The following is a 25409-nucleotide window of genomic DNA, read 5'->3' as shown; positions in this document are numbered from 1 at the left end:
GCTGTTTTGATCTGGGACATCATGGTGTTGCTCCTGCGCTCAGTTCTTTGTTGCCTCTTTGTTCTCATTTTCCGCAGCCGAATGCAAGAACTTTATGAGAACATTTGAGAACATTTAGCGAATTCATAGTCAGATCGCGTCTAACCCACTGAAATCAAACGGATGGCCTGATCCTGCTCCATCAGCCACAAAAGAACACGCGCGGCCTTGCCGCGGTCCGTTTTCAGCGTCGGATCATCATTCAGCAGTTTTCGCGCGTCACTTTGGGCAATCGCCATCAGCGCCGCCTGCGATTCGATGTCAGCGATACGGAATCGCGGCAAACCCGACTGTGCGGTTCCGATCAAATCGCCCGCTCCGCGCATTTCTAGATCGGTTTCGGAAATCTTGAAGCCATCATTGGTGTCGCGCATGACCTTTAGCCGCTTTAGCCCGTTTTCAGACAGCGGCGCTTGATACAGCAACAAACAGGTCGAGGCCTGATCGCCCCGCCCCACGCGGCCCCGCAATTGGTGCAACTGCGCAAGGCCAAAGCTTTCGGCGCGTTCGATCACCATGATCGTTGCATTGGGCACATCAACCCCAACTTCGATCACGGTTGTGGCCACCAAAACCTTGGTTTTGCCCGCGGCGAAATCGGCCATGGCAGCGTCTTTTTCGGGCGGTGGCATCTGGCCGTGCACAAGCCCGCAGATCCCCTCGCCCAATGCCGCGCGCAGCATTTTGAACCGATCCTCGGCGGCGGTCAGGTCCATCACTTCGCTTTCTTCGACCAGCGGACAGACCCAATAGGCCTGTTTACCTTCGGCCACAGCGCGCCGCAGGCGATCCACCACTTCATCCGTGCGCGCATCAGAGACCATGACGGTTGTGATCGGCTGCCGCCCCGGTGGCTTTTCATCCAGAACCGAGACATCCATGTCGCCATATTGCGCCAGCGCCAACGATCGTGGGATCGGAGTCGCCGTCATCACCAGCACATCCGCCTGCGCACCTTTTTTGCCAAGCTCCAACCGTTGCCGCACGCCAAATCGATGCTGCTCATCCACGATGGCCAGCCGCAAGTCGTGAAACGCTACGTCTTTTTGGAACACCGCATGGGTGCCCACCAAGATATGAATGTTCCCCGCCTGCAACGCATCCAGCTTTGCGCGCCGCTCTTTGCCCTTGTCGCGCCCGGTCAGGATTTCAACAACTACGCCAGCCTGTTCCGCCAAGGGACGCAGGCCTTGCAGGTGCTGACGCGCCAGAATCTCTGTAGGGGCCATCATCACACCCTGCCCGCCCGCTTCGACCGCGTTCAGCATCGCCATGAAGGCCACGAGGGTTTTGCCCGCGCCAACATCCCCTTGCAGCAAGCGGTTCATCCGATGCGGCGTCGCCATGTCGTCGGCAATTTCAGAAATCGCCCGCTGTTGCGCGCCGGTCGGGCGGTATGGCAAGGCGGCAAGCACTTTGGCCTGCAGCTTGCCCGTCGCCTGGCTCACCCGCCCCGGCGCACGTTTTAACTGACTGCGGGCCAATGCCAGCGTCAGTTGATGGGCAAAGAATTCATCGTAGGCCAGCCGCTCTCTGGCCGGGACTGTGGGCGCGGTGTCTTTTAAACCTTCCGGGCGATGCGCCGTTTCAATGGCGTCTTTCCAATCAGGCCATTGCGCCAGTGCCTTTTGGCGAGGATCAATCCATTCGGCCAAGTTGGGGGCCAAACGCAAAGCAGAAGCCGCCGCTTTGGTCATGGTCTTTAGCGTTACGCCCGAGGTCAGGTGATAAACCGGCTCAAAATCAGGAATGGAGCCGGCTTCGTCCTCGGGCAGCATGTGGTCGGGGTGCACCATCTGGGCAATCCCGTCGAACAATTCGACCCGACCCGACACCAGACGTTCCTCACCAACCGGAAGCTGCTTTTGCAAATAGTCACCGCGTGCATGAAAGAAAACCAATTGGAAACTTGTCGCGGCATCGTTGACCGTCACGCGATATGCGCCGCTGCGATTTCGCGGCGCTTTATGGGCACCAATAGTGACAGAGACGGTCACAATGCCCGGCAAATCCGCGCCTTGTATGGTGTCTCGTCGACGCCGATCCACAACTGAATACGGCAATGAAAACAAAACGTCACGCGGCTTATCTAACCCAATGGTTGAAAGGTGCTGCGCCACTTTGGGGCCGACACCCTCCAACTTGGTGATCTCCGCAAAGAGCGGAAATAGGATTTCCGGGCGGCTGCTCACAGGCTGCCCCTAAAATCCGTCTGTCAACGCAAGCCAGGCGTCTTCGTCAATGATTTCAATGCCAAGATCAGCGGCCTTTTTGGCTTTCGACCCTGCTCCCGGACCAGCCACCAACAGATCGGTTTTGCCAGAGACCGAGCCCGCCACCTTGGCCCCAAGCGACTCTGCGCGGGCTTTGGCCTCTGCGCGGGTCATCTTTTCAAGGCTGCCTGTAAAGACCACCGTTTTCCCCGCCACCGGGCTTTCTTTTGAGGGAGCTTCGGGGGGGATGATCTCTAGTTCAGCGACCAACCGTTCGATTGCGGCGCGTTCGTCCGGGTTGGCGAAGGCATCGGTCAGCGATAGGCCGACTGTCGCGCCGATGCCGTCAATGCCGGTCAAGTCTTGCCAAGCTGCTTTGGAGGAGTCGGGCACGTTACATGCGGCCATCGCAGCATCGCGCGTGGCCTTGATCTTGGCAGAGCGCCCTTCGGCACTGGCCGCAATCCGCTCTGCCTCTTCTGCTTCATCGGCGCTGCGCCATGCCAGTGCCGCCGCACGGGCCGTATCTGCGGCCTCCACCAGCGCCGCCCAATCCATGTAGTGCAGCGCAAGATCCTTGGCCGCCGCTTCACCGATGTGGCGGATGCCCAACGAAAACAGCATACGCGCAAAAGCAATACTGCGCCGGTCGTCGATGGCCGCAAAGAGGTTGGCGGCACTTTGTTCGCCCCAGCCCATGCGGTTTTTCAACTTGGTCAGCTGCGCCGCGTCGCGCTTTGACAGCGTAAAAATATCCGCAGGTTCTTTGATCGGCAGCGCCTCATCATCAAAGAACATCTCGATCTGTTTGGCACCCAGCCCTTCGATGTCAAAGGCCTTGCGCGCGACAAAATGTTTAAGCTTTTCCTTGGCCTGCGCCGGGCAGATCATGCCGCCCGTGCAGAAGCGTACGGAATCGCCTTCTTCGCGCACCGCAGGGCTGTCGCATTCCGGGCAACGCGTTGGGAAGATATAGGGTTTGGAGCCTTCCTCGCGCTTGCTGAGGTCAACGTCTGCGACCTTCGGGATCACGTCCCCCGCACGATAGACCTGCACCCAGTCACCTTCGCGAATGTCTTTGCCATCTCGGATCGGGCTACCCTTGCTGTCGACCCCGCGAATATAGTCTTCGTTGTGCAGCGTCGCATTGGATACAACAACGCCACCAACAGTGACCGGTGTCAGCCGTGCGACCGGAGAAAGCGCGCCGGTGCGGCCAACCTGAATATCAATCGCCTCAAGTCGTGTCCAAGCCAGTTCAGCCGCAAATTTATGCGCTATGGCCCAGCGGGGTGTGGTGGACCGGAACCCCAGCCGCGCCTGCATCGCGAGTTCATTGACCTTGTAGACCACGCCGTCAATGTCATAGCCCAGCGTCGCGCGCTGCGCTTCGATCAGTCGATAATGCGTGATCAGTTCCTCAGCAGATTGGCAGAGTTTCGTCAGCGGATTCGTTACAAAGCCAAGCGATTTCAGGTGTTTGATCGCATCAAACTGCGTCTCTGCCAAAGGCGTGCTTAGGTCGCCCCAGGCATAGGCAAAGAACTTCAAAGGACGGGACTTGGTGATATTGGAATCCAACTGCCGCAAAGACCCGGCTGCGGCATTGCGCGGGTTGGCAAATGTTTTACCGCCGCTTTCCGCCTGCCGCGTGTTCAGATCCGCGAAGTCCGCGTGACTCATATAAACCTCTCCGCGCACTTCAAGCACCTCGGGTGCATCGCTGAGGGTTTGCGGAATATCAGAGATGGTCAGCGCGTTCGCCGTTACATTCTCGCCCGTCTCGCCGTCGCCCCGCGTCGCGGCCTGCACCAAACGCCCGTTTTCATAGCGCAACGACAGGCTCAGCCCATCGATCTTCGGCTCTGCCGTGAAGGACACATCTGCGTTTGGTCCAAGTCCAAGAAAGCTACGAACCCGATCCACAAAAGCTGTGACATCGGCATCTTCAAAGGCGTTTCCAAGCGAGAGCATAGGCACCGCATGGGCCACCTTGCGAAAGCCATCCGCAACCGGCGCACCGATTTGGTCACTGGGGCTGTCAGCGCGTTTTAAGTCTGGAAATGCAGCTTCAATAGCCGCATTGCGGCGTTTCAGACGATCATAGTCGGCATCGGAAATTTCTGGGGCGTCGTCAGTGTGATAGGCTTTGTTCGCCTTATTCAGAACCTGCGCAAGCTGCGCCAACTCCTGCTCAGCGTCATTTTCGCTGAGCTGCGCAATGTCTTTGGCAAAGTCTTTGCTGTCTAGGCTTTTGTTCTCGTTGGTCATGCGACGCGCCCCCTGCTTATCCACGTAGATAAATCGGGGTGCGCCATTCGTCCAGTCAGCAGTGCGCGTCAGCCTGACCTGACCGACAGAGATGCATCCGTCCCGCCAAAACGTGTCATCAGGCCCGCAGCGCCATGGCTTCTTCCGCGGTCTCGCTTATTGGCTCTGGGTCGCGCAGCACATAGCCCCGGCCCCAAACGGTTTCGATGTAGTTTTCGCCACCGGTCGCTTCGGTCAGTTTCTTTCGCAGCTTGCAGATAAAGACATCAATGATCTTCAACTCTGGCTCATCCATGCCGCCATAAAGGTGGTTCAGAAACATCTCTTTTGTCAGAGTCGTGCCTTTGCGCAAGGAAAGCAGTTCCAGCATCTGGTATTCTTTGCCGGTCAAATGCACCTGTGTCCCACCAACGTCAGCGGTTTTGGCATCCAGATTCACGGCGACTCGGCCCGTGCGAATGATCGACTGCGAATGCCCCTTAGAACGACGGATGATCGCATGAATGCGCGCCACCAACTCCTCTCGGTGAAAAGGTTTGGTCAGATAATCATCTGCGCCAAAGCCAAACCCCTTTAACTTGCTGTCCGTATCGTCCGCCCCAGACAAGATCAGGATCGGGGTTTCAATGCGCGCCTGACGGATTTGTTTCAAGGCGTCGTGCCCTGGCATGTCGGGCAATCCCAGGTCCAGAAGGATCAGATCATAATCATATAGTTTGGCCAGATCGACGCCTTCTTCCCCCTGATCAGTCGCATAAACATTCAGGTTTGCGTGGGTCAGCATCATATCGATGCTTTTGGCGGTGGCCGGGTCATCTTCGATCAAAAGAATACGCATTCAATTTCTCCGAGTATCGCTCAGGCAGAATTAACCTTGAACACCATAGTCTTAAGCAAAGATTAAGATTAATCCGAAATTACCAATACAAGTTAAAGTTGTCTATACTTTTGCAAACACGTGGTCTTTAACCCATCCTCCCCAAAATGATGGATGGCGCGCAGCCACTCCTGAAATTCCTCTTCTGAAAGCTCATAGCGCTGCAATGCCTCCTCTTGGCTGATCAACCCATGCAACACCCCGCGCACCACCGCCGCCTTGCGCGACGCCACCCAGCGACGGGTTGTCCGAGGCGGCAGGTCTGCCTGTGATAGCACGGTGCCATCCCCCAAAGTGATTGCGCGCTGCCCATCGACCTTTTTCAAGTACATGCTCATCCCCTTTCCTGCGCCCATATCGCCGCAATTGCCTTAACGAGACATGAAACGAGGGGTTGAGAGTGTTTAGGATTTTCTTATATTCCTTTCTTTCACTCCCCGGCATGTCTGGAACCTGCAATGGCCCTTGATGAAACCCATCCACTGAACTCGCTTGGATTTGCGAAACCCCCGTCTGAAACGCGGGTGGTGGTTGCTATGTCGGGCGGCGTGGACAGCTCTGTTGTGGCCGCGAAACTCGCGGACGAAGGCTATGACGTGGTTGGCGTGACATTGCAGCTTTATGACCACGGGGCGGCATTGGCCAAAAAAGGTGCCTGCTGTGCCGGGATCGACATCCACGATGCACGCCGCGTGGCCGAGGAAAAAGGCTTTCCGCATTACGTTCTGGACTATGAAAACATCTTTCAGGACGCCGTGATCGATGAATTCGCTGACAGCTATCTGGCCGGTGCTACTCCCGTTCCTTGCATTCGTTGTAACGAGCGGGTGAAGTTCAAAGACCTTCTGGAGACCGCCAAGGACCTAGAGGCCGATTGCATGGCCACCGGCCACTACATCCAGCGGAAGGTCGGCGACCACGGGCCAGAACTGCATTCGGCCGAGAATGCCAGCAAGGACCAAAGCTATTTCCTGTTCTCCACCACGCCAGAACAGCTGGACTATTTGCGGTTCCCCTTGGGGCACCTGCCCAACAAAGAGGCCACGCGGGCCTTAGCCGCTGAATACGGACTGTCGGTGGCAGATAAACCTGACAGCCAAGACATTTGTTTTGTACCCAATGGCGATTATGCCTCGGTGATCGAAAAATTGCGTCCGGGTGCTGCTGAACCGGGTGAGATCGTCGATCACGAAGGCAATGTGCGCGGCACACACAATGGGGTTCTGCATTACACCATTGGCCAACGTCGTGGCTTGGGCATCGGTGGCCTGTCTGAACCGCTTTATGTGGTCAAACTGGACGTCAACAACAAACAAGTGATTGTTGGCCCGAAGTCCATGCTTGCGACACGCACCGTTCCAGTGCGCGAGATCAACTGGCTGGGGGATGAGCCGTTTGAGAGCCAAAAGGAATGGCATCTGTCGGTGAAAGTGCGCTCAACGCGCCCACCCCGCGAGGCGATCGTGCGCCCGACCGGGCCAACGACGGCTGAGGTCGAGTTGCTTACGCCGGAAGAAGGTGTGTCACCGGGCCAGGCCTGCGTGTTCTACGCGTCTGAAGGCAGCCGTATCTTTGGCGGCGGCTGGATCTGGAAGGGGTAACCCGTAGGCCGGGCTTTAGCCCGGCTTTCCGGTCGCTGAAGTTGCCGGGCTAAAGCCCGGCCTACATGCCCAACCCATCCAAAACAGCCTTCGCCGCCCGCAAACCCGGATCCTCTCCGCCCTTGCCGAGCTTTGCCATCGTATCGCGCACGACCTGCAGCTGTGTTTCGGGTTTCTCCAGCACATCCAGCACGCTCGGAACGATATTCTCGACCGTGCAGTTTTCGGCCAAATGTTCAGGAACAATCCGGGTATCGGTGATCAAATTGGCCAAGGTTACCGTGTCGATTTTGAGCATGCGTTTGAAAATCACCCGGCTGATTGGGCTAACATCATAGGCAATCACCATAGGCGTCTCGGCGGCTGCCAGTTCCAGCGACACCGTCCCAGAGGCCGCCAGCGCCACATCAGCGGCTTTGAACGCGGCGCGTTTCTGCGCTGCATAGACGTCAAGGTTCTGCCCTGTCGGGTCCAAGACCACCGGCGGCTCCGCCATATCTGCAACAGCGCTGCGCACCATCTCGGCGACAGGCGTTGTCGTTGGCAATACAAACCGCAGATCAGGCCGCGCCTCTTGCAGGGCTTTCATCGCGGAAACGAAGATCGGCAACAGGCGCGTGACCTCGCTTTCACGGCTGCCCGGCAAGATCAAAGCCAAGGGCGCATCGCCAAGGCCCTGTGCAGCGCGGAATTCCTCTGCCTCGACATTGCTTGCAACCGGCTCAGACACCACGGGATGCCCCACAAAATCACAGCGCATGCCCGCCGCTTCCATATAGGGCGGCTCAAACGGCAACAGGGCGAGAACCTGATCAATATGTTTCGCCATCTTAGAGGCCCGCCCCGGACGCCAGGCCCAGACAGAGGGCGCCACATAGTGCACTGTTCTGATATTGGTTGCAGCTTTCACCAGCTTGGCGACACGCAGGCAGAAATCCGGACTGTCGATGGTGATCAGCACATCCGGTTGCAGCGCTTGAACCGCCTCGGCACATTCCCGGATACGACGCTTAAGGTGGAAATACTTGGGCAGCACCTCGGCGATCCCCATGACGGACAGCTCTTGCATTGGAAATTGGCTGTCCAGCCCCTCAGCTTCCATCAGTGGCCCGCCAACCCCGTTGAAGTCGATTTCGCCGGGATAGAGCGCTTTCAGCCCCTGCATCAGGGATGCACCCAATTTATCGCCAGAGAGTTCACCGGCGATCAGATAGATTTTCATATTGCCTCTCTTGGCTTAGATTTCTTCAAGCCCATAGATAAAAACGCCCAAATCTTCGGCGAGTTTCAAGGTGACCGCGCGATCCAGCACCAGAACCCGGCCAGCCGCCAGTGCGACTCCTGCGAGGCCCGCCTGTGCGACGTTGCGTATGGTGTCCGGGCCTATGGCGGGCATGTCGACGCGCAGGTCTTGGCCTGCCTTGGGGGCTTTTACAAACACACCCTTGGCGCGGCGCAGGTGTTTGGGGGTTTGGGCAACAAACCCCAGCATCGCGTCTGTGCCCTGCAGGGTTTCGATGCCAAGGCATAGCCCGCCGGCCACCACAACACCCTGCCCGAGGTCCAGCCCCGACATGACGTGCAAGATTTCGACCCCGCGCGCGGCATCTGCCAAGGCGCGTTCATCGGGCGCCGGGCCTGCAATCAACCCGCCATTGGCGGTCGCTTGCAACAGCTCATGTGCGCCGCGCACAGCAAAGCCGTTTTCCTCAAACAAAGAGACCACAAGCCGCAAAAGCACATCGTCGCCTTGACCGAACGCCTCGGTCAGACGCGGCGCAGTGGCCTGCATAAAGGCGTCAAACTGCATAGGATCAAGGTTCGGTCGCGACATGGCCCCCGCAAAGACCACCTCGGTCACGCCTTCGGCCTTCAGGTCGTCAAACAGCGCGCCAAGCCGTTCCAACTGGTGTTCGTGCACTGGCCCCGTGTGGTCATGCCCAACCCCTTGCAGGGTCACCACCAAGGCAGAGGGCACCGCCCGCGCCAGTTCAACCGGCAGCAGACCCATGGCAGAGATGATGGCGAGCCGAGACATTATTGCGGGGTCAGGAACGACCGGTCGCTTTCGCCTAGAACGAAGTCGATGATCTCTTTCACATAGGCGCTTTGCGTGCTGTCCCCGATGCGTTTGCTGCGTTCAAGGAATGACCCTTCGCCCTCGCCCAACTCCTGAAAGGCTTTGCGCAGGGCGGAAATGTCTTCACGCGGCACGCCGCGCCGTTTCAGTCCTACAAGGTTCAGCCCATCCAACTGCCCGCGTGGCCCCTGCACGAGGCCATAGGGAATGACGTCGTTGGTGACCATGCAAACCGCACCGATAATGGCGCCTTTGCCAATGCGCACGAACTGATGCACACCCGACAAGCCGCCGACGATCACGTCGTCTTCAAGAATGCAATGCCCGGCCACAGCCACAGAATTCACAAGGATCACCCGATCCCCGATCTGCGCATCATGGGCAACGTGACAGCCATGCATAAAGAGCCCATCGTCGCCCACGCGAGTCAGTCCGCCGCCGCCTTCGGTGCCGCAGTTCATCGTCACGCTCTCGCGGATGCGGTTGCGCTTACCGATGACCAGCTTGCTGGCCTCGCCTTTGAATTTCAGATCCTGCGGGATCTCTCCGATCACCGAAAACGGGAAAATCACCGTGTCATCGCCGACCTCGGTGTCGCCTGTCACCACGACATGGGATTTCAACTCCACCCGGTCATGCAAAACGACCTTCGGGCCGACAACACAGAATGGACCAACCTTGCAGTCCTCACCGATGACTGCACCGTCTTCGATCACGGCAGAGGTATGGACCTGTGCTTTTGGGGAAATTGCCATCCGGGTCAGGCCTTTGGCAGTTCCATCATGGCGGTGAATTCAGCTTCTGCCGCCATCTCGCCTTCGACCTCGGCCACGCCAGAGAATTTCCAAACCTTGCCACCGGGCTTGCCGCGCACCGTGGTCAATTTCATTTCCAACACATCGCCCGGCACTACCATGCGGCGGAATTTGCACTTGTCGATGGCCATGAAATAGACCTGCATGTTCTTGTCTTCCATGCCAAGCTCTGTGCCCACCATGATGGCAGCGGTCTGCGCCATGGCTTCAATAATCGTCACGCCCGGCATGATCGGATTGCCCGGAAAATGGCCCTGAAAATGCGGTTCGTTCATGGTGACATTCTTGATGCCCGTTGCCGTCTGATAGCCATCAATGTCGATCACCTTGTCCACCAGCAGGAAGGGGTAGCGATGTGGGATAAGACGTTGGATCAGATGGATGTCGGCGGTTTTCAATGACTCGCTCATTTTTGATTGCTCCTGCTGTATCTGCGCGGTTTGTCTGTCCCTAACAATAGGGGCAAGTCAGGGCAAGAGACCAGCCCAGACGTCAGTTTTCGCCGTTGCCGTTTTCAGTATTTTCGGCGGCACCATCGCCGATGATCAGATCAGCCTGTTCCAGAACGCGATCCGTCACATCCAAGGCGCTGCTTGAGGCAAACACCGTGCGCTTTTCAAGCACCACCAACGCCCCGCTTTCGCGCAGCACGGCCTCAAGCACCGGTCCAAGCTGCGCAAAGAACCTTTGGCGCTCGCTGTCGCCCAAAGCGATCAGATCGTTCTCTCGCTGCTGCTGCGCTTCGCGAATGCCCTCGACCCGCGTGTCAAAGGCATCTGCCACCATGCGAAAATCTTCTGGCGACATCTCTGACCTTTTGTCGGTCAGCATCTGCTCTTCTTCGCTAAGTTCGGCCTCAATCCGACGGTATTCGGCCGCCAAAACGGCGGCTTCGGCCTGCTGTTCGGCCAAAACACGTTTGCCAAATGCGGACTCGGCATAAAGCCGCTCGCTGTCGATGATCAGCACGCTTGACGGTGGCAACGGACGCGATTGCGCTTCCGCCTGAGCGCCCACAAGGAACGCCAGTCCCATCACCACCCACAAGAGGCGCAAAAGTCGTGTCACCTTAGAACTCGGTCCGAATGGTCAGGTTAAAGGTTTGATCGCGGTCGTATTCTTGCTTGTCGAGCGCCTTGGACCAGTTGAACTGCAAAGGCCCAATCGGCGTTGTCCAGAAGATCGAGACACCAACGGTCTGGCGCAGGGTGAAGTCATCATACAGGAGTGTACCAGCCCCCGCAGCGCCGTCTGTCCCCCACAAGGAGCCAACGTCATAGAAAAGACCGCCTGAGATACCATATTCCTCTGGCAGGCCCAGCGGGAATTCAGCTTCGAACCGCGCGACAGCATAGTATTTGCCGCCAAGCCCGTCGTTCACCGTGGCACCGCTGTCACCCAAAGAGACTTCGCGTGGACCAATGCCAAAGGGTTCAAACCCGCGGAACTGGCGGCTGCCCAATGCAAAGCGCTGGTGCACGCGGGTGTTATTGTCAGGCGCATAGATCGCGCCACCTTCCAATGTCGCCCGCAACGTCAGGTCGCCGTTGAACGCAGTGCGCTGCGCGACGGCGCGCGCGCTGGTCTTAACGTATTCCACATCGCTGCCCGGCCCTGCGAAGTCTTGCCCGACCTCAAAAAGAACCCCCGCATCGGGGTTCAATCCGCCAATCCGGCTGTCAAAACGGTAGGTGTAGCCCAACTCACTTGAGGTCAAACGGCCACGCGCTGCTTCGGCATCAATGATCGAACCAGCCACGGCTTCGGCAGCGGGCACGACCATATCGACATCGCGATAGGTATAGCGCAGTTGCAAATTGCTGCGTTCGCCAAGGTCAAAACCAAGGAACGGCTGGAACTCCCCTGTAGTGTTTTCAAACCGCGCATTGCCCGGCGCGCTGTCCTGATAGGACAGGCCAAAACCCAGCGATACATCGCGCCCCAAGAAAGCAGGCTCTACAAACCGCAACTGATAGTCGTTGATATCTGGCGAGGTCGATACATTCACCGACAGGGTCTGACCACGGCCCAAAAAGTTACGCTCAGAGAAGCCCGCCACAAGACCAAAGCCAGTGTCAGTCGAATAGGTGCCGCCAAAGCTGAGTGAACCCGTGGGTTGTTCTTCGACATCCACATCCACGATCACCTGATCCGGACGTGAGCCTTCGCGGGCGTTCACCTCGGAAGTCGCAAAGAAGCCAAGGGCGCGAATGCGTTCGGCGGCTTCGCGAATTTCGCGCGGATTGAACGGGTCGCCTTCGGCAGTCTTAAACTGACGACGTACCACACGATCCAGCGTGGTGGTGTTGCCTTCAATATCGATACGTTCCACAAAAATACGCGGCCCGCGCACCAGCGCGAATTCAACATCCAAAGACAGGTCACGATCATTGCGTGTGATGCGCGGTTCAACCCGCACGAAATCCAGTGCCTCTTGCGAGGCTTTCCGCTCCATCCGCGCAATGGCGTTTTCCACCAGCAACGGCGAATAGGTCGCGCCTGTGCGGATGCGCAGGGTTTGCTCAAAGGTTTCAATGTCGACCTCTGGCAGGTCGCTGACGACGGTGACCTCGCCAAAGGTGAACTGCTGCCCCTCTTCGACGTTAAATGTCAGGAAATAGCCATCCCGTTCGCGCGCCAATTCGGCGTTCACGCCGGTGATGCGGAAGTCAACGTAGCCACGCGACTGGTAGAAATCGCGCAACAGTTGCTTGTCAAACTCGATCCGGTCCTCAACCAGAGTGTCGCGCTTGACGAGCGCGCGCAAAAGACCTGCCTGTTTGGTGCCCAACTCGCGGCGCAGGCGGCGGTCAGAATAGGCGCGGTTGCCGACAAAACTCAGCCGTTCAATCTCTGCCAGGTCACCTTCGAAAATCTCAAACACCAGATCAACACGGTTGTCAGAACGGCGAATGATCCGAGGTGTCACACGTGCGGCGATGCGACCGGCCTGCACATAGGCCTCAGCAATGGCATTGGCGTCGCTTTCGGCGGTGGCTGGGTTCAAAACGCGGCGGGATTGGGATTCGACAGCGGCTTCAAGCACATCGTCTTTCAGACGACGATTGCCTTCAAAACGCACCACGTTGATGGTTGGGAATTCGGCTACGCGGATCACAAGCTGATTGCCTGCCGGGACCAGCTCCACGGTTTCAAACAAACCAGTCGCCAAAATGCTCTGATAGGCGTCGTTCAACTGCCCAGAGGTCACGACTTCACCCCGACTGATTCCCGTGTAGGAGGCGATTGTGCTGTCTTCGATCCGGTTGTTGCCTTCGATCGACAGGTTGGTAAATCGATAACTTTGGGCATTCGCGAAATCGGGCGAGGCGATCAAACCGATGGAAACCAATGTTGAAAATGCAAATGCTGTTCTACGCAGCAATCCTTTACGCAGGTCGCGGCGGCTTGCAGCGCCCCCAAAATGCTCGCTCATAAACCCAATTCCTGTCAGACATCCCAGTGGTTTGTGAGTACCGGGTAAATGTCGCAATGTCAAAAACACAAACCACGCGATCCAGAAGATCGCGTGGCATCTAAAATCTGTCGCTTTGCGGGTCGGTCATTCAGTCATTTAAGGCCAGAAAACCCCCATGCTGCCCAACTGCGCACCCAATCCTAGGCACAGCAGAATAGCCGCCGGGAACATCAGCCGTTCCCAGTTCACGGCCCAAAGAACGTTAACCGCACGGTATCCATTGTGAATCGCTTGCATCTGTCTCTCCGTTGACTCGTGTGTCACGGGCGTATTGCCTCACCGGAGACTATCTCTTTGGAATTGGGCAAGAATGGGGCAAGCCTGTGACAATTAGGTTGCACCCATCAAAATGTTGCCTGCGATCTGAACCTGTTAAGGCACTGGGAAATCAGCCCTTCCCCTTACGGGCAGAACAAATCGTTGCTAATCCCGAACAACATCAAGGACAGGATCAGCGCCAGACCAATGCTCATCATAATGCGCATGACCTTGTCGTTGGGCTTGCGGCCAGACACGGCCTCATAGGCGTAAAACACCAAATGCCCGCCATCCAAAACAGGGATCGGGAAAAGGTTCAGCAAGCCGATGGCGGTCGAAAGCACGGCGATAAAGCGGATAAAATCCATCGAGCCTTGACTTGCCATTGCACCAGACACCTGCGCGATCCCGATGGGACCCGACAGGTTACAGCTGCTGATCGCACCTGTGACCATGTGATAGATGCCCGAAATAGACCCTTGAATGATATTGCCCGTGCTTTGCACCGCGATGCCAAGCGCCTCGCCAATACCCGCTGTTTCGGTCGCCGGAGCAAAGGCAAAGCCACCGCCAACACCAATGCGCCACTGGGTTTGAAACCCGCCACCGGGCAGCGGTTCATCCACCCGCTTCGGAGTCAGATCAAAGGGCTGCGTCGCGCCATCGCGCCACACATCCAGTTGCAGCGTCGCCCCGTCAGAGCCTTCGACCGCATCCTTAAGCTGCCGGAAGGCAAATATTTCCTGCTCGTTGATGCCTGTAATGACATCCCCTTCCTGCAGCCCCGTAGCAAAGGCTGCGCTTTGCGGCGCGACACGGGCAACATAAGGTGGATAGAGGTGCGGACCGGTGACGGAAAGCGTGTCACCGTCTCGACGCACGAGGTAATCCAGCGTCGCTTGCGAAGGCAGGCCTTCAACAAAGGCGTCGGCCACGTCCGGCTCTACATCCACCGGGAAAGCCGCGCCATTGACCTCTAGCACCTCATCACCTTCCTGAATCGTAAAGCCTGTGGTCGGCAGATCGCGCAACTCACCCACGATCAGCTTATCGCCAACCACCCCTTGCGAGAGCACAACAGCAGCAAAAATCAGGATCGACAGCGCAAAGTTAAACAGCGGCCCCGCTGCAACCGTCGCAGTCCGCGCCCAAAGCGGCGCGCCATGCATAGTTTGGCGCAACTCAGCCTCGCTAAGCGTCGAAATGACCTCGCCATCTTCGCCTGACGCCGCGTTGGCATCCCCTTTGAAGCGCACAAAACCGCCCATGGGAATCGCAGCAAGCTGCCATTTTGTGCCGCGCCGATCCACGCGAGAGAACAACACCGGCCCGAACCCAAGCGAGAACACCTCGGCATGGATGCCCGACCAGCGCCCCACGATGTAATGGCCGTATTCGTGGATCGCCACGATCACCGAAAGAGCCACCACAAAGGCGATAATGGTCAGCACACCACTTTGAAAACTTGGGAGAAAACCAGTAAATTCCAACGTCTCTATCCTTCTCGCTTCTTGATCAGCGCAGCCGCCACGCGGCGGGCTTCTTGATCAACAGCGTTGACTGTGTCCAATGTCATATCGGCATACAAAAGCGCAGTGTCACCTGACATTTTTGTAAGCGTGTCCTCGACAATGATGGCCATTTCAAGGAATCCGATCTTGTGATCGATAAACCCATCCAGCGCGATCTCTTTGGCGGCGTTGAAGACGCAGCCTGACAGGCCGCCCATCTCCATCACGTCCCAAGCCAGCCGCAGCGCGGGGTATTTTTGCGGATCAGGCGCGCTGAAGGTCAATTGGCCAACCTTAGCCAAATCCAACCGCGCGACCGGCAAATCGCGGCGCTCTGGATAATGCAGCGCGTAGCCAATCGCATGCCGCATGTCCGGCGCGCCCACATGCGCCATCTGCGCGCCATCTTTGAAACCCACCAAGGCATGGATCAGGGATTCCGGGTGCACCAGAACCTCTATCTGCGCTGGAAGAACGCCGAAAAATTCTTTGGTCTCAATAACCTCTAGAGCTTTGTTAAACATAGATGCCGAGTCAATTGTGATCCGCTGGCCCATATCCCAGTTCGGATGACTTGCCGCTTGTTCAGGCGTCGCGCGCGCCATGTCTTCCAGCGACCAATCACGGAACGCCCCGCCGCTGGCGGTGATGGTGATCTTTTCGACAGACGCGATGTCTTCACCGCGCAGTGCTTGAAAGATCGCGGAATGTTCGCTGTCAACCGGCAACAGCTGCGCGCCATGTGTCTTGGCGGTGCCCAGCATCAAGGCCCCAGCCGTCACCAGCGACTCCTTGTTGGCCAGCGCCAGCGTCGCTCCTTGTTCAAGTGCTTTGATGCCCGGTGTCAGACCTGCGGCCCCGACAATGGCGGACATGACCCAATCTGCTGGGCGCTCGGCGGCCTCGATCAGCGCCTCAGTCCCAGCCGCAGCGACCACACCGCTGCCTGCCAAAGCCGCGCGCAATTCATCCAGCTTATCAGGATAGGCCGTCACCGCGACATCTGCCGCCAACGCCCGCGCGTCTTCTGCCAGTTGCGCAACATTCGCGCCGCCGCTTAGGGCAACAACGTCATAGGCTCCCGCATCACGCTTAATCAGGTCAATCGTGCTTTGCCCGATAGACCCGGTTGCGCCAAAGATGGACACGCGCTTCATAAATACCCCGTTTGCTTTCGCCAGCGTTTGCCTAGGCGTTTAACCCGGCTGGTGCGGCAAGCCAATAACTGATGCAATGACCAGCGTCACAAGCGCCGCCGCCATCAGCCCGTCAAACCTGTCAAGTAATCCGCCATGTCCGGGAATCAATGCGCTGCTGTCTTTCACGCCCGCCCGGCGTTTCAACGCACTCTCCGAGATGTCGCCCAACTGGCTGGCCAGCGACAGCACCATCGACACAACACCAAGACCAACGCCCCCGAAGGCGAGACCCACAAAAAAGGCTGCAATCCAGCCAGCAGAGGTGCCAGACCACGTTTTCTTAGGGCTAAGCGACGGCCAGAATTTCGGCCCGCCAAAGGTCTTCCCCGCGAAATAGCCCGCCACATCTGTCGCAATGACAACAAATATCAGCCACAGCACCCATTCCATGCCGCGAAACTCGCGCAGCGCGATCAGCCCAAAACAAGCAAGGATCAGCCCAACCGCATAAAGCCCATAGCGAAATCGGTCAGATCGTAGCCCGCTTGCGCCAACCAAGGCCGGCGCGATCAGCAATGGGAACATGAAAACCGGCGGCAAGAACAGAACGGCAAAAAACGCCAAAAGGACCAAAGCAGCGACTTGAATGGGCCATCGGCTAGATTTCGCTGGCATCATCCGGGTCAACTCCCAGATCATCCCAGCACAGGCGAAGGCCACCAGAACATGAAACACCACGCCGCCCTGCCAAAGGCACAGCAAGCCAACGATCAGCATCACCGCTGCAGACAATACCCGCGCCGGCAGATCCCCCCATTTGCCGGCAGCACTCATGCAGGGACAGACCCGAACCGGCGTTTGCGTTTGCCGTAAGCGCCGACCACTTTGCGGAACTCATCTTCGGAAAAATCAGGCCACAGCGTGTTGATGAATTCATATTCGGCATAAGCCGACTGCCAGAGAAGGAAGTTGGAAATCCGCGCTTCACCGCTTGTGCGGATCACCAGATCAGGATCTGGTAAAACGCGTGTATCCAGATACTTAGGCAGTGTTTCTTCATCCACATCATCAGGAGCGAGTTTGCCGCTCGCAACATCACGCGCAAGGCGTTGCGTTGCCCGCGCGACCTCATCGCGGCCGCCGTAATTCAACGCGATGGTCAGATGAACCTCATCATTGCCAGCGGTAGCCGCCTCAAGTTCGTCCATCAAGGCGATCAGTTTTTTATCCAGCTTCACCCGGTCGCCAATAAACCGAACCCGAACACCTTCGGCTTTCAGCCCACGCATTTCTTTACGGATATACTGGCGAAACAGGCTCATTAGCCCGGAAACTTCGCTTTGGGTGCGTTTCCAATTCTCGGTCGAGAACGCAAAGATCGTCAGGTACTTCACCCCCAAAGGCTTACAGGCGCGGACGATCTCTTTGACACGGCGTGCACCTGCATGATGCCCAAACAACCGCGGGCGCCCCTTGGCCTGCGCCCAGCGCCCGTTCCCGTCCATGATTATGGCCACATGACGCGGCCCCTCTTGGGGTTCAACCGTGGCCATAACCGTTCCTTCCGCCTCAGACCTGCATGATCTCGGCTTGCTTCGTCTCAAGCGCGTCGTCGACCTTCTTGATGTAGGAGTCCGTCAGCTCTTGAACCTCAGCTTCCCAAAGTTTTTGATCGTCTTCGGACATGCCGTCGTTTTTGGCCTTTTTGATCTGGTCCATCCCATCGCGACGCACATTGCGGATCGAGACGCGGGCATGTTCGGCGTATTGACCAGCAACTTTGCCCAACTCGCGACGGCGTTCTTCGTTTAGTTCTGGGATCGGCAGCATGATGATGGTGCCGTTCAGCTGCGGGTTAATGCCCAGACCGGATTCGCGGATTGCTTTTTCGACCTTGCCCACCAGCGCCTTGTCCCAAACGTTGATCGTGACCATGCGCGGCTCTGGCACGTTCACGGTGCCCACCTGGTTGATCGGGGTCATAGAGCCATAAGCATCAACCTGAACCGGCTCAAGCATCGACGCAGAGGCACGGCCTGTGCGCAAAGAGGCGAATTCGGTGCGCAGGTTAGACATTGCGCCGTCCATACGGCGGGTCAGGTCATCGGTATCAAGTTCAAAATCGTCTGACATGGCGGTTTGCTCTTCTTTTTATCGGTTTATCGGGCATGGCACCCAATGATTGTTTCTTATCACTTTAAAGGGGTTACTGCACCTTTGTATAGGTCCCCTTGCCCGCAAGGATGCCTTTGAAGCCGCCGGGCTCATCCAAACCGAAGACAATCAAAGGCAGGTTGTTGTCCCGCGCCAGTGCAATCGCAGAGGCATCCATAACCTTCAGGCGCTTGGCTAAGACGTCATCATAGCTGACTTCATCATAGCGCACGGCATCCGCGTGTTCTTTCGGGTCTTTGTCATAGACACCATCCACCCCGTTTTTGCCCATAAAGATCGCTTCGCAGGCCATTTCGTTCGCGCGCAGGGTCGCGGCGGTGTCGGTGGTGAAATAGGGGTTCCCGGTGCCCGCCGCAAAAATGCAAACCCGTTTCTTTTCCAAGTGACGCACAGCGCGGCGACGGATGTAGGGTTCGGCCACCTCGTCCATACGGATGGCAGAGATCACACGTGTAAACACACCAATTTCTTCCAACGCAGACTGCATGCCCAGCGCATTCATCACGGTAGCCAGCATGCCCATATAGTCCGCCGTTGTGCGTTCCATCCCTTGGGCAGACCCCGAAAGGCCGCGGAAGATGTTCCCGCCCCCGATGACAAGGCAGATTTCCACGCCCAAGTCGTGCACAGATTTGATTTCCTGCGCAATGCGTTGAACGGTCGGCGGATGCAGGCCAAAGCCTTGGTCCCCCATCAGCGCCTCCCCCGAGATTTTCAGCATGACACGTTTGTATTTGGTCTGTGTCATCGGATCGATTTCAGGGCTGGACTCTTGGGCTGACTCGGCCATGTTGCTCTCCGTCTGCGCTGGCATGTAAATTTCGCGCAAGATGTCTGAATTTGCGCACATGTTCAATCCGAGAAGTAACTTCTTAGAGAGAACGCGCCGAAAAAACGTGGAATGTAGGAATTGATCGACCTCAGCGCTTTGTCACCTGAACAGCCGGTACTGATTGCCGGCCCGACCGCCAGCGGCAAAAGCGCACTTGCGCTGCAAATCGCGGCGGCTCAGGGCGGTGTGATTGTGAACGCCGACGCGTTGCAGGTCTATGAAAACTGGCGCGTGTTGTCAGCGCGCCCTTCCATAGAAGACGAGGCCCAAGCGCCCCATGCGCTATATGGCCATGTCGGGCGCGAGGCGGACTATTCCGTTGGGCACTGGCTCAAGGACGTGACGCCCTATCTCTCTGGCGATCAGCGTCCCATTATCGTGGGCGGCACCGGGCTCTATTTCACTGCCCTGACGGAAGGGCTCGCCGATATTCCTGCGACGCCTGCCGATCTCCGCGACAAGGCCAACGCGCGCGTTGCGACCGAAGGGTTTGACGCCCTGCGTGATGAATTGGACGCCGAAACCCTCAATCGGATCGATACACTCAATCCCATGCGCGTTCAGCGCGCTTGGGAGGTTATGGCCGCAACTGGCAAACCCATCTGGTACTGGCAGGATCAAACACCCCCGCCCCTTCTTTCCCTTAAAGATTGTACCGCCTTCGTGATGCAAGCGGACAAAGACTGGCTGAATGATCGCATCGCCCGCCGCTTTGATCTGATGCTTGAGCAAGGTGCGCTTGAGGAAGCCGAAAGCAACCTGCCTGACTGGGACGCGAGCCTGCCCAGCTCCAAGGCCATCGGCGCGCCGGAACTCATTGCTTACCTGCGCGGCGAATGCACATTAGATGAGGCGCGCACATTGGCCACGATCTCGACACGGCAATATGCAAAGCGGCAGCGCACATGGTTCCGATCCCGGATGAAAGCCTGGCAGCCGGTTATTTTGCCCTAAATCACCTCCAAATAGCACTATTCGCACATATTTTGGTGACATACCGCTACATTGACGCTAGCAAAATCGCACAATCGCAACCCGCAAAACGGACCCTTTGCTAAGAATGTGCGCCGTCACCGTCCAAACCTTCGCCCAATTCGGGCAATATGAGCCGTGGCGCCACAGCCTTGTGCATGTTCAGCGGGGCGGCTTATTGCTTTGGGTCACACGCGGTCAGGGTGTTCTGCATATGCACGGCGTCAGGCGCGGCTTTGGCACCAACAATGCGGTCTACATTCCGCCAGATCATCTTTGGGCCGTCGATTTCGGCCGCCAGACATTGGGCCTCGCCGTTGCACTGCCCCGCGACCTCTCCGACCACTTTCCAAAAACCGAACGCCTTTTGCGCGTTCAGGATGCCTTAGCGCAAAGCGAACTCACCGGTCTGATCGAGGACATGCGACGCGAGCAACAGCAGGACCGCCCCTTCGTCGGCGAAGCCCTTGCCGCGCAATCGGCCCTCATTGGCATCTGGCTGCGCCGCCAGATCGAAGCGCTGCCACCGCAAACGAAACCCCGCGCCGCAGAACGTCTGGCCCGTCGCTACGCCACAGAAGTCGCGCGCAGCCTTGGCACAGGGATCAACATGGCCGAGATCGCCGCGCAGCTAGAGGTCAGTCCAGCCCATCTGACACGCGTTTGTCGGGATACAGCGGGAATGACCGCATCCGAGATTCAAACCCAGCCATTGTTACACGAAGCGCGCAAGCTGCTTGTGGACACAAAGACACCGGTCAAGGCCATCGCAGCGCAGCTAGGCTTTAACAGCGCGGCCTATTTCACGCGGTTCATCCAGCACCACTGCGGACAGTCCCCACGGCAACTGCGGCAAGCTGCACAGCACACGGCGAAACCGGCCCTTAGCCGCCGAGGATAATGCGCACGTAATTCTGGGTTTCTTTATAGGGCGGTACACCGCCGTATTTCTTCACCGCATCAGGCCCCGCGTTATAAGCAGCCAGTGCCAAGCGCCACGACCGAAAGAGCCGGTATTGTTCGGCCAGGTAGCGCGCGCCGCCTTCCAAGTTCTGCTGCGGGTCACTCGGGTCAACCCGCAGATAGCGCGCTGTCTGCGGCATCAACTGTGCTAGCCCCAACGCGCCTTTATGCGATCGCGCCCTCGCATTCCAACCGCTTTCTTGCTGCACAAGTTTCAGGAACAAATCCACCGGCACCCCATGCTTTAACGCTGCAGCGCGTGCCATCTCTAGGTATGGCCCCCGGTACGTACCGCGATACGGCCCATCGCCCCATTTGCTCGGCGTATAGACAGGGTCAGGCGCAAGACGAATGGCAGTGTTGTATTGCTCCTTCGCGCGCGTATCCAAAATACGGGTCTGGCTTTTGAAAAGATTGGTGCGGGATTTGCTGCCGATGATCTCCCCGGCAAAGGCACCCGTCGACACGGACAAAAGACCTGCCATCGTGGCAGCAATCAGCAGTCTCATTTCATCTGTCCCCCATCTTGTCGCGCAATTTATAGCGAAATTCAGAAAGATTTAAAGACTCCCGCGTTTTCTGCGCTACAACGGTGCGCAAATATCTGCTGGCCTTCCCCCCCAAGGGGTGGTGTAAACTGGCCCGCAAGCAAATTCGATTCAGAGGGTAGGTTGATGGCCGGATCATTGAACAAAGTCATGTTGATTGGTAATTTGGGGCGCGACCCAGAGGTGCGCAGCTTTCAGAACGGCGGCAAAGTCTGCAACCTGCGCATTGCCACGTCTGAAACATGGAAAGATCGCAACACCGGTGAGCGCCGCGAGAAAACCGAATGGCACTCTGTCGCGATCTTCAACGAAGGTCTGGTGCGCGTGGCCGAACAGTTCCTCCGCAAAGGCTCTAAAGTCTATATCGAAGGTCAATTGCAAACCCGCAAATGGCAGGATCAATCCGGCCAAGACCGCTACAGCACCGAAGTTGTGCTCCAAGGCTTTGGCTCCACGCTGACCATGCTGGATGGCCGCGGCGAAGGCGGCGGTGGTGGCGGCGGCTTCAGTGGCGGCGCTGGCGGTGGTCAAGGCGGCGGCTATGGCGGCGGTTACGACAGCGGTGGCCAAGGCGGCGGCAGCTACGGCGGCGGCCAACAAAGCGGCGGCGGAAGCCGCGACCTGGACGACGAAATCCCGTTCTAAGGATAGTCGGAAAGACCCCAAACCCCGCCTCGGCGGGGTTTTGTTTTTATGAGACTATTATGTTGATACGATTTGAAAGCCCAAACGATTTTGCAGCGATTCACGCGCTCACAACACGCGCCTTCGCACCCATGGCGTTCAGCGATGGATCTGAACCTCAGATCATCGACCAACTGCGCAGCGATGGTGATCTAACGCTATCTTTGGTGGCCGAGGAAAACGGTGAGGTCATTGGCCATTTGGCTCTCTCACCTATGACCATTTCCGGTGTCACAAACTGGCTGGGGCTTGGCCCAATCTCTGTCGCCCCAAATCGACAACGACAAGGCATCGGCAGCGCCCTTGTTGGTCGTGCCGTGCAACACTGCAAAGACAATGGCATTTCCGGCATCGCGCTCATTGGCAACCCAGCCGTCTACGCGCCCATGGGGTTCAAAAGCAACGGAAAGCTGACCTACCAAAACTTGCCAACCGGCTACGTGCAGTTCCTAACGATTGCAGGGCCTGATCCAGAGGGTGAGTTGAAGTTTGCTCCTGCCTTTGATGATGACCAAGGCCAAACGGAACGTCTATGAAACGTGTAATGGTTGCCGGCCAACCTTGAGTGGGCAATCACTTGTCGCGCTGAATAGATTGCAACCGCTCTTTACGATTGCTTCAAAAAACTAGCCCTTTGTCGTCCGTGAGGATGACAACACACTCTCTCACTCACGGCTAACCTGACTTTAGAAACCAAAGCACAGGAGCGAACCGATGAGTGATTGGAATAACATCTTTAACAATATGAAATCACACGGCGATTTTGCCGGACGCCACAAGAATGAACAGGACGCCTATTTCGACTTCTTCGCTGGATTGGAAGAACCCGGTCTTTTGGGAAAATTTGTGGCCTTCGCCAAACAAGCAAAGGTGCAATGGCAGCATGCTCAGCAGCGTCATTTTGTTTCAAGCCTCATTCGGGTAATGTTTCCCAACCTAAGTGGCAAACACTGATCATGCTGAAGCGCACCGAATACAACGAGGAAGATATCGACGCGATCCGCCAAGTTCTGGAGAATGACATTCGAAGCTTTCTACGGCGTGATCGAAAGTCATGGCTCAAGACTTGGGTTCAAGAGGATCGCTTTGTCAGCATCATGGAATGCGGATTAAAGCAGTTTGCCCATTCATTCGATGAGTTTCGCCGCAATATTTTCGATGCGATGGATGCCGACCCAACCCCAGTCGACGCAGACTTCAGCCTAAAAAACCTACGTGTGAACGTCAAAGGAGATACCGCTTGGGTCACATTTGAAGAAATCGTCACGCCCAATGCTGGCGCGCTCGCGACTCCAAGCCATTCTCACAACATACGCATTCTGGAGAGAGATGAGTCTGACTGGCGCATTGTATTCCATGGATGTTGGGCAGAACCGATCAAAGACACAACTGTTCCTGCCATCGAAGTCGACCCCAAAGGCAATGTGCTTTGGCTCAATGATGAAGCGAAAGCGGAATTGAAAACCGTGCGCGGCCTTTTAACAAGCCACGCAACCCTGCGTGCCTCTAAACCATCTTTGGATAAGGGGCTTAAACAAGCCATTGCCAATGCGCACAGACTAACCGGATTTGGTCAATACAATCGCGCAAAAGCCACCTTGGGCGGAGATGTAAAATTCCCTGTTGTTCTGGGCGAATACGAAGACGGCGGAACACTTTTTTGTTGGGTTAAGGTCGCAGATGGCCGTGTCTACGTATTGTTCGGTGGGGAACGAAGCCTGCGCAACCAAATTGACACCGTGCAACTGATCTATGGACTGTCAGACGCTCAGACAGAAGTGGTCCGGCTGTTGTCCCGCGGATTTGACCTGTCTGAGGCGGCAGAACATGTCGGGATATCCAAAAACACAGCCCGCACACACCTGAGGCGCGTGTACGAAAAAACAGGCGTCGGAAGTCAAATTGAATTGCTGCGCTTGATCATTAGTTTTGACACGCCGGTATAGGTTTCAGGCAGCCCTCTAGAAACAACTGACCAACAAATCTCACCCGACGCTCGGCTTGGTCTTCCGCCGCCGCATCACCAGAACCCCGGCCCCAATAATCATCACAATTCCGGTCACCGAAAACACGGTTGGCGCGATGCCAAAGAAGACGATGTCCCAAAGGGCCACAAAGACGATGTAGCTGTACTCAAACGTGGCAATCGTCGCGGGTGGCGCAGCTTGATATGCCATGGCCAACATCACGCCAATGAGGCCCGCCAAAGCCGCCAACACCAACAGTATCAGCCAGTCACGCCCTGCGACGCTTGACCAGGTGTCAAAGATGAACGGGTAACTCTCGACCAGGTCTGCGCGAGGCGTCCAGAAGGTCAACCCGACGCTCACCACAAATCCAGCGATCATCAATGATGCATTAAACGACAGGGCCAGCGCTTGCGCAGATACACCATGACAGCGGGTGCGCGTTGTGATGATCGCCAAAGCATAAAACACTGCGCTTGCGATGGGCAGCAATGCAAAGATTGTAAAGGCATCCGATCCGGGTCGCAGCAAAATGACCACCCCGGCGAACCCAAGAAACACCCCGATCCAGCCCAAGGGGCTGACCCGTTCCCCGATCACGAACGCCGACAAAACCGCGACAAAGATAGGGGCAAGGTAGATCCCCGCACCAGCGGTCGACAGGCTGACAAATGGCAACGCAGCATAAAAAATCACGAAGGCGCAGGTCATAAACAACGTCCGCATGAGTGCCCAAGGTGAATAGGACTCTGTCAACATTGACCGCAACTGACCGCGCGGCCAAGCGATCAACATCAGCAACGGCAGCGTTATTATCCCCCGCAGCGCAAAAACCTGCCAAAGCGACAGCGTCCCGCTAAAGAGCTTGAAGATCAAATCCTGGATCGAAATCAACAGCGCAGTGGCGATGATTAGGATAACACCACGCAAGATGTTCTGAGGAAGGGCTGCAGTGTTCACGCAATCTCCACGGTCGGATAGGACCA

Annotated in this window: 26 protein-coding genes; 7 read left to right on the top strand and 19 right to left on the bottom strand. The window is 57.0% G+C overall.

All coding sequences use genetic code 11. The features are described 5' to 3' along the window. Nucleotides 1-140: 140 nt before the first annotated feature. The 4 genes from recG to sciP form a co-directional block, all read right to left on the bottom strand. Nucleotides 141-2231, bottom strand: coding sequence for an ATP-dependent DNA helicase RecG (recG, locus tag BUA39_RS00210; protein WP_072789229.1), 2091 nt, complete (start codon nt 2229-2231; stop codon nt 141-143). Between the two features lie 9 nt (nt 2232-2240). After that, a complete protein-coding gene (gene ligA, locus BUA39_RS00205; RefSeq protein ID WP_084604621.1) occupies nt 2241-4523 on the bottom strand; it encodes an NAD-dependent DNA ligase LigA in 2283 nt (760 codons plus the stop codon). 118 nt (nt 4524-4641) lie between these two features. Continuing rightward, complete coding sequence (ctrA, locus tag BUA39_RS00200; protein ID WP_072789228.1) at nt 4642-5361, bottom strand: response regulator transcription factor CtrA; 720 nt, start codon at nt 5359-5361, stop codon at nt 4642-4644. A 92-nt stretch (nt 5362-5453) separates the two neighbouring features. Continuing rightward, the gene (sciP, locus tag BUA39_RS00195; RefSeq protein WP_072789226.1) at nt 5454-5732 is read right to left on the bottom strand and encodes a CtrA inhibitor SciP; all 279 of its coding nucleotides are present in this window, start codon (nt 5730-5732) and stop codon (nt 5454-5456) included. 126 nt (nt 5733-5858) lie between these two features. Here sciP and mnmA point away from each other — a divergent pair, with 126 nt between their 5' ends. Beyond that, the gene (mnmA, locus tag BUA39_RS00190) at nt 5859-7001 is read left to right on the top strand and encodes a tRNA 2-thiouridine(34) synthase MnmA (protein ID WP_072789224.1); all 1143 of its coding nucleotides are present in this window, start codon (nt 5859-5861) and stop codon (nt 6999-7001) included. A gap of 61 nt (nt 7002-7062) precedes the next feature. Here the strand turns inward: mnmA and lpxB are convergent, their stop codons facing one another. From lpxB to pyrH, 13 genes are all read right to left on the bottom strand, one after another. Then, the gene (lpxB, locus tag BUA39_RS00185; protein ID WP_072789222.1) at nt 7063-8223 is read right to left on the bottom strand and encodes a lipid-A-disaccharide synthase; all 1161 of its coding nucleotides are present in this window, start codon (nt 8221-8223) and stop codon (nt 7063-7065) included. Nucleotides 8224-8238: 15 nt separating this feature from the next. Continuing rightward, entirely contained in the window at nt 8239-9039 is an 801-nt protein-coding gene (locus BUA39_RS00180) for an LpxI family protein (RefSeq protein ID WP_072789220.1), read from the bottom strand. Next, nucleotides 9039-9836 (bottom strand): acyl-ACP--UDP-N-acetylglucosamine O-acyltransferase, encoded by a 798-nt coding sequence (gene lpxA, locus BUA39_RS00175; protein WP_072789218.1) that lies wholly within the window; start codon nt 9834-9836, stop codon nt 9039-9041. Before lpxA ends, BUA39_RS00180 begins: the two co-directional genes overlap by 1 nt. A gap of 5 nt (nt 9837-9841) precedes the next feature. Further along, nucleotides 9842-10306 carry a 3-hydroxyacyl-ACP dehydratase FabZ gene (fabZ, locus tag BUA39_RS00170; protein ID WP_072789216.1) on the bottom strand — a complete coding sequence of 155 codons (465 nt, stop codon included), beginning with the start codon at nt 10304-10306 and terminating at the stop codon, nt 9842-9844. Nucleotides 10307-10388: 82 nt separating this feature from the next. Then, nucleotides 10389-10964 carry an OmpH/Skp family outer membrane protein gene (locus BUA39_RS00165; protein ID WP_242648515.1) on the bottom strand — a complete coding sequence of 192 codons (576 nt, stop codon included), beginning with the start codon at nt 10962-10964 and terminating at the stop codon, nt 10389-10391. A 1-nt stretch (nt 10965) separates the two neighbouring features. Beyond that, a complete protein-coding gene (gene bamA, locus BUA39_RS00160) occupies nt 10966-13332 on the bottom strand; it encodes an outer membrane protein assembly factor BamA (protein ID WP_072789213.1) in 2367 nt (788 codons plus the stop codon). A 138-nt stretch (nt 13333-13470) separates the two neighbouring features. Further along, nucleotides 13471-13611, bottom strand: a complete 141-nt coding sequence (locus BUA39_RS16730) for a hypothetical protein (RefSeq protein ID WP_165610469.1) — start codon at nt 13609-13611, stop codon at nt 13471-13473. A gap of 164 nt (nt 13612-13775) precedes the next feature. After that, nucleotides 13776-15122, bottom strand: coding sequence for an RIP metalloprotease RseP (gene rseP, locus BUA39_RS00155; protein ID WP_072789212.1), 1347 nt, complete (start codon nt 15120-15122; stop codon nt 13776-13778). A 5-nt stretch (nt 15123-15127) separates the two neighbouring features. Next, on the bottom strand, nt 15128-16300 hold the full coding sequence (dxr, locus tag BUA39_RS00150) for a 1-deoxy-D-xylulose-5-phosphate reductoisomerase (protein WP_072789210.1): 1173 nt from the start codon (nt 16298-16300) through the stop codon (nt 15128-15130). Between the two features lie 39 nt (nt 16301-16339). Beyond that, nucleotides 16340-17116 (bottom strand): phosphatidate cytidylyltransferase, encoded by a 777-nt coding sequence (locus BUA39_RS00145; protein WP_072789207.1) that lies wholly within the window; start codon nt 17114-17116, stop codon nt 16340-16342. Next, nucleotides 17113-17835 carry an isoprenyl transferase gene (locus BUA39_RS00140; protein WP_072789203.1) on the bottom strand — a complete coding sequence of 241 codons (723 nt, stop codon included), beginning with the start codon at nt 17833-17835 and terminating at the stop codon, nt 17113-17115. The genes BUA39_RS00145 and BUA39_RS00140 overlap by 4 nt, the downstream gene beginning before the upstream one ends. 16 nt (nt 17836-17851) lie before the next feature. Then, complete coding sequence (gene frr / locus BUA39_RS00135) at nt 17852-18415, bottom strand: ribosome recycling factor (RefSeq protein WP_072789200.1); 564 nt, start codon at nt 18413-18415, stop codon at nt 17852-17854. 73 nt (nt 18416-18488) lie between these two features. Continuing rightward, entirely contained in the window at nt 18489-19247 is a 759-nt protein-coding gene (pyrH, locus tag BUA39_RS00130) for a UMP kinase (protein WP_072791604.1), read from the bottom strand. A 120-nt stretch (nt 19248-19367) separates the two neighbouring features. On the opposite strand from pyrH, the gene miaA reads away from it, so the two are divergent. Both miaA and BUA39_RS00120 read left to right on the top strand, forming a co-directional pair. Further along, on the top strand, nt 19368-20243 hold the full coding sequence (gene miaA, locus BUA39_RS00125; protein ID WP_072789197.1) for a tRNA (adenosine(37)-N6)-dimethylallyltransferase MiaA: 876 nt from the start codon (nt 19368-19370) through the stop codon (nt 20241-20243). A 106-nt stretch (nt 20244-20349) separates the two neighbouring features. Beyond that, the gene (locus BUA39_RS00120) at nt 20350-21162 is read left to right on the top strand and encodes a helix-turn-helix transcriptional regulator (RefSeq protein ID WP_072789194.1); all 813 of its coding nucleotides are present in this window, start codon (nt 20350-20352) and stop codon (nt 21160-21162) included. Here the strand turns inward: BUA39_RS00120 and BUA39_RS00115 are convergent. Further along, nucleotides 21146-21733, bottom strand: a complete 588-nt coding sequence (locus tag BUA39_RS00115; protein WP_072789192.1) for a lytic transglycosylase domain-containing protein — start codon at nt 21731-21733, stop codon at nt 21146-21148. The two genes, BUA39_RS00120 and BUA39_RS00115, sit on opposite strands and share 17 nt — an antisense overlap. Nucleotides 21734-21898: 165 nt before the next feature. Here BUA39_RS00115 and BUA39_RS00110 point away from each other — a divergent pair, with 165 nt between their 5' ends. The 4 genes from BUA39_RS00110 (at nt 21899) to BUA39_RS00095 (ending at nt 24402) form a co-directional block, all read left to right on the top strand. Further along, nucleotides 21899-22417, top strand: a complete 519-nt coding sequence (locus BUA39_RS00110; RefSeq protein ID WP_072789189.1) for a single-stranded DNA-binding protein — start codon at nt 21899-21901, stop codon at nt 22415-22417. 59 nt (nt 22418-22476) lie between these two features. Beyond that, nucleotides 22477-22992 carry a GNAT family N-acetyltransferase gene (locus tag BUA39_RS00105; protein ID WP_072789185.1) on the top strand — a complete coding sequence of 172 codons (516 nt, stop codon included), beginning with the start codon at nt 22477-22479 and terminating at the stop codon, nt 22990-22992. Nucleotides 22993-23170: 178 nt separating this feature from the next. Beyond that, entirely contained in the window at nt 23171-23410 is a 240-nt protein-coding gene (locus BUA39_RS16725) for a hypothetical protein (RefSeq protein ID WP_072789183.1), read from the top strand. A 2-nt stretch (nt 23411-23412) separates the two neighbouring features. Continuing rightward, nucleotides 23413-24402 carry a LuxR C-terminal-related transcriptional regulator gene (locus BUA39_RS00095; protein WP_072789181.1) on the top strand — a complete coding sequence of 330 codons (990 nt, stop codon included), beginning with the start codon at nt 23413-23415 and terminating at the stop codon, nt 24400-24402. 39 nt (nt 24403-24441) lie between these two features. On the opposite strand, the gene BUA39_RS00090 is transcribed toward BUA39_RS00095, so the two are convergent. After that, nucleotides 24442-25383: a DMT family transporter gene (locus BUA39_RS00090; RefSeq protein ID WP_165610467.1), complete on the bottom strand. Its 942-nt coding sequence runs from the start codon at nt 25381-25383 to the stop codon at nt 24442-24444. Between the last annotated feature and the right edge of the window lie 26 nt (nt 25384-25409).

Origin of the sequence: Cognatishimia maritima (genome assembly GCF_900129685.1) — a bacterium.
Classification (GTDB): domain Bacteria; phylum Pseudomonadota; class Alphaproteobacteria; order Rhodobacterales; family Rhodobacteraceae; genus Cognatishimia; species Cognatishimia maritima.
The sequence above is the reverse complement of the archived record's forward strand: the minus strand, read 5'-3'. Positions and strand labels throughout refer to the sequence as shown.

Excerpts from the sequence above, each read along its gene's own strand:
- sciP (WP_072789226.1), bottom strand. The coding sequence starts at position 5,732 with ATGTACTTGAAAAAGGTCGATGGGCAGCGCGCAATCACTTTGGGGGAT.
- ligA (WP_084604621.1), bottom strand. The coding sequence starts at position 4,523 with ATGACCAACGAGAACAAAAGCCTAGACAGCAAAGACTTTGCCAAAGAC.
- BUA39_RS00180 (WP_072789220.1), bottom strand. The coding sequence starts at position 9,039 with ATGTCTCGGCTCGCCATCATCTCTGCCATGGGTCTGCTGCCGGTTGAA.
- frr (WP_072789200.1), bottom strand. The coding sequence starts at position 18,415 with ATGTCAGACGATTTTGAACTTGATACCGATGACCTGACCCGCCGTATG.
- BUA39_RS00115 (WP_072789192.1), bottom strand. The coding sequence starts at position 21,733 with ATGAGACTGCTGATTGCTGCCACGATGGCAGGTCTTTTGTCCGTGTCG.
- ctrA (WP_072789228.1), bottom strand. The coding sequence starts at position 5,361 with ATGCGTATTCTTTTGATCGAAGATGACCCGGCCACCGCCAAAAGCATC.
- lpxA (WP_072789218.1), bottom strand. The coding sequence starts at position 9,836 with ATGGCAATTTCCCCAAAAGCACAGGTCCATACCTCTGCCGTGATCGAA.
- pyrH (WP_072791604.1), bottom strand. The coding sequence starts at position 19,247 with ATGGCCGAGTCAGCCCAAGAGTCCAGCCCTGAAATCGATCCGATGACA.
- BUA39_RS16730 (WP_165610469.1), bottom strand. The coding sequence starts at position 13,611 with ATGCAAGCGATTCACAATGGATACCGTGCGGTTAACGTTCTTTGGGCC.
- dxr (WP_072789210.1), bottom strand. The coding sequence starts at position 16,300 with ATGAAGCGCGTGTCCATCTTTGGCGCAACCGGGTCTATCGGGCAAAGC.
- BUA39_RS00110 (WP_072789189.1), top strand. The coding sequence starts at position 21,899 with ATGGCCGGATCATTGAACAAAGTCATGTTGATTGGTAATTTGGGGCGC.
- fabZ (WP_072789216.1), bottom strand. The coding sequence starts at position 10,306 with ATGAGCGAGTCATTGAAAACCGCCGACATCCATCTGATCCAACGTCTT.
- BUA39_RS16725 (WP_072789183.1), top strand. The coding sequence starts at position 23,171 with ATGAGTGATTGGAATAACATCTTTAACAATATGAAATCACACGGCGAT.
- BUA39_RS00140 (WP_072789203.1), bottom strand. The coding sequence starts at position 17,835 with ATGGCCACGGTTGAACCCCAAGAGGGGCCGCGTCATGTGGCCATAATC.
- lpxB (WP_072789222.1), bottom strand. The coding sequence starts at position 8,223 with ATGAAAATCTATCTGATCGCCGGTGAACTCTCTGGCGATAAATTGGGT.
- bamA (WP_072789213.1), bottom strand. The coding sequence starts at position 13,332 with ATGAGCGAGCATTTTGGGGGCGCTGCAAGCCGCCGCGACCTGCGTAAA.
- BUA39_RS00145 (WP_072789207.1), bottom strand. The coding sequence starts at position 17,116 with ATGAGTGCTGCCGGCAAATGGGGGGATCTGCCGGCGCGGGTATTGTCT.
- mnmA (WP_072789224.1), top strand. The coding sequence starts at position 5,859 with ATGGCCCTTGATGAAACCCATCCACTGAACTCGCTTGGATTTGCGAAA.
- BUA39_RS00105 (WP_072789185.1), top strand. The coding sequence starts at position 22,477 with ATGTTGATACGATTTGAAAGCCCAAACGATTTTGCAGCGATTCACGCG.
- BUA39_RS00120 (WP_072789194.1), top strand. The coding sequence starts at position 20,350 with ATGTGCGCCGTCACCGTCCAAACCTTCGCCCAATTCGGGCAATATGAG.
- BUA39_RS00095 (WP_072789181.1), top strand. The coding sequence starts at position 23,413 with ATGCTGAAGCGCACCGAATACAACGAGGAAGATATCGACGCGATCCGC.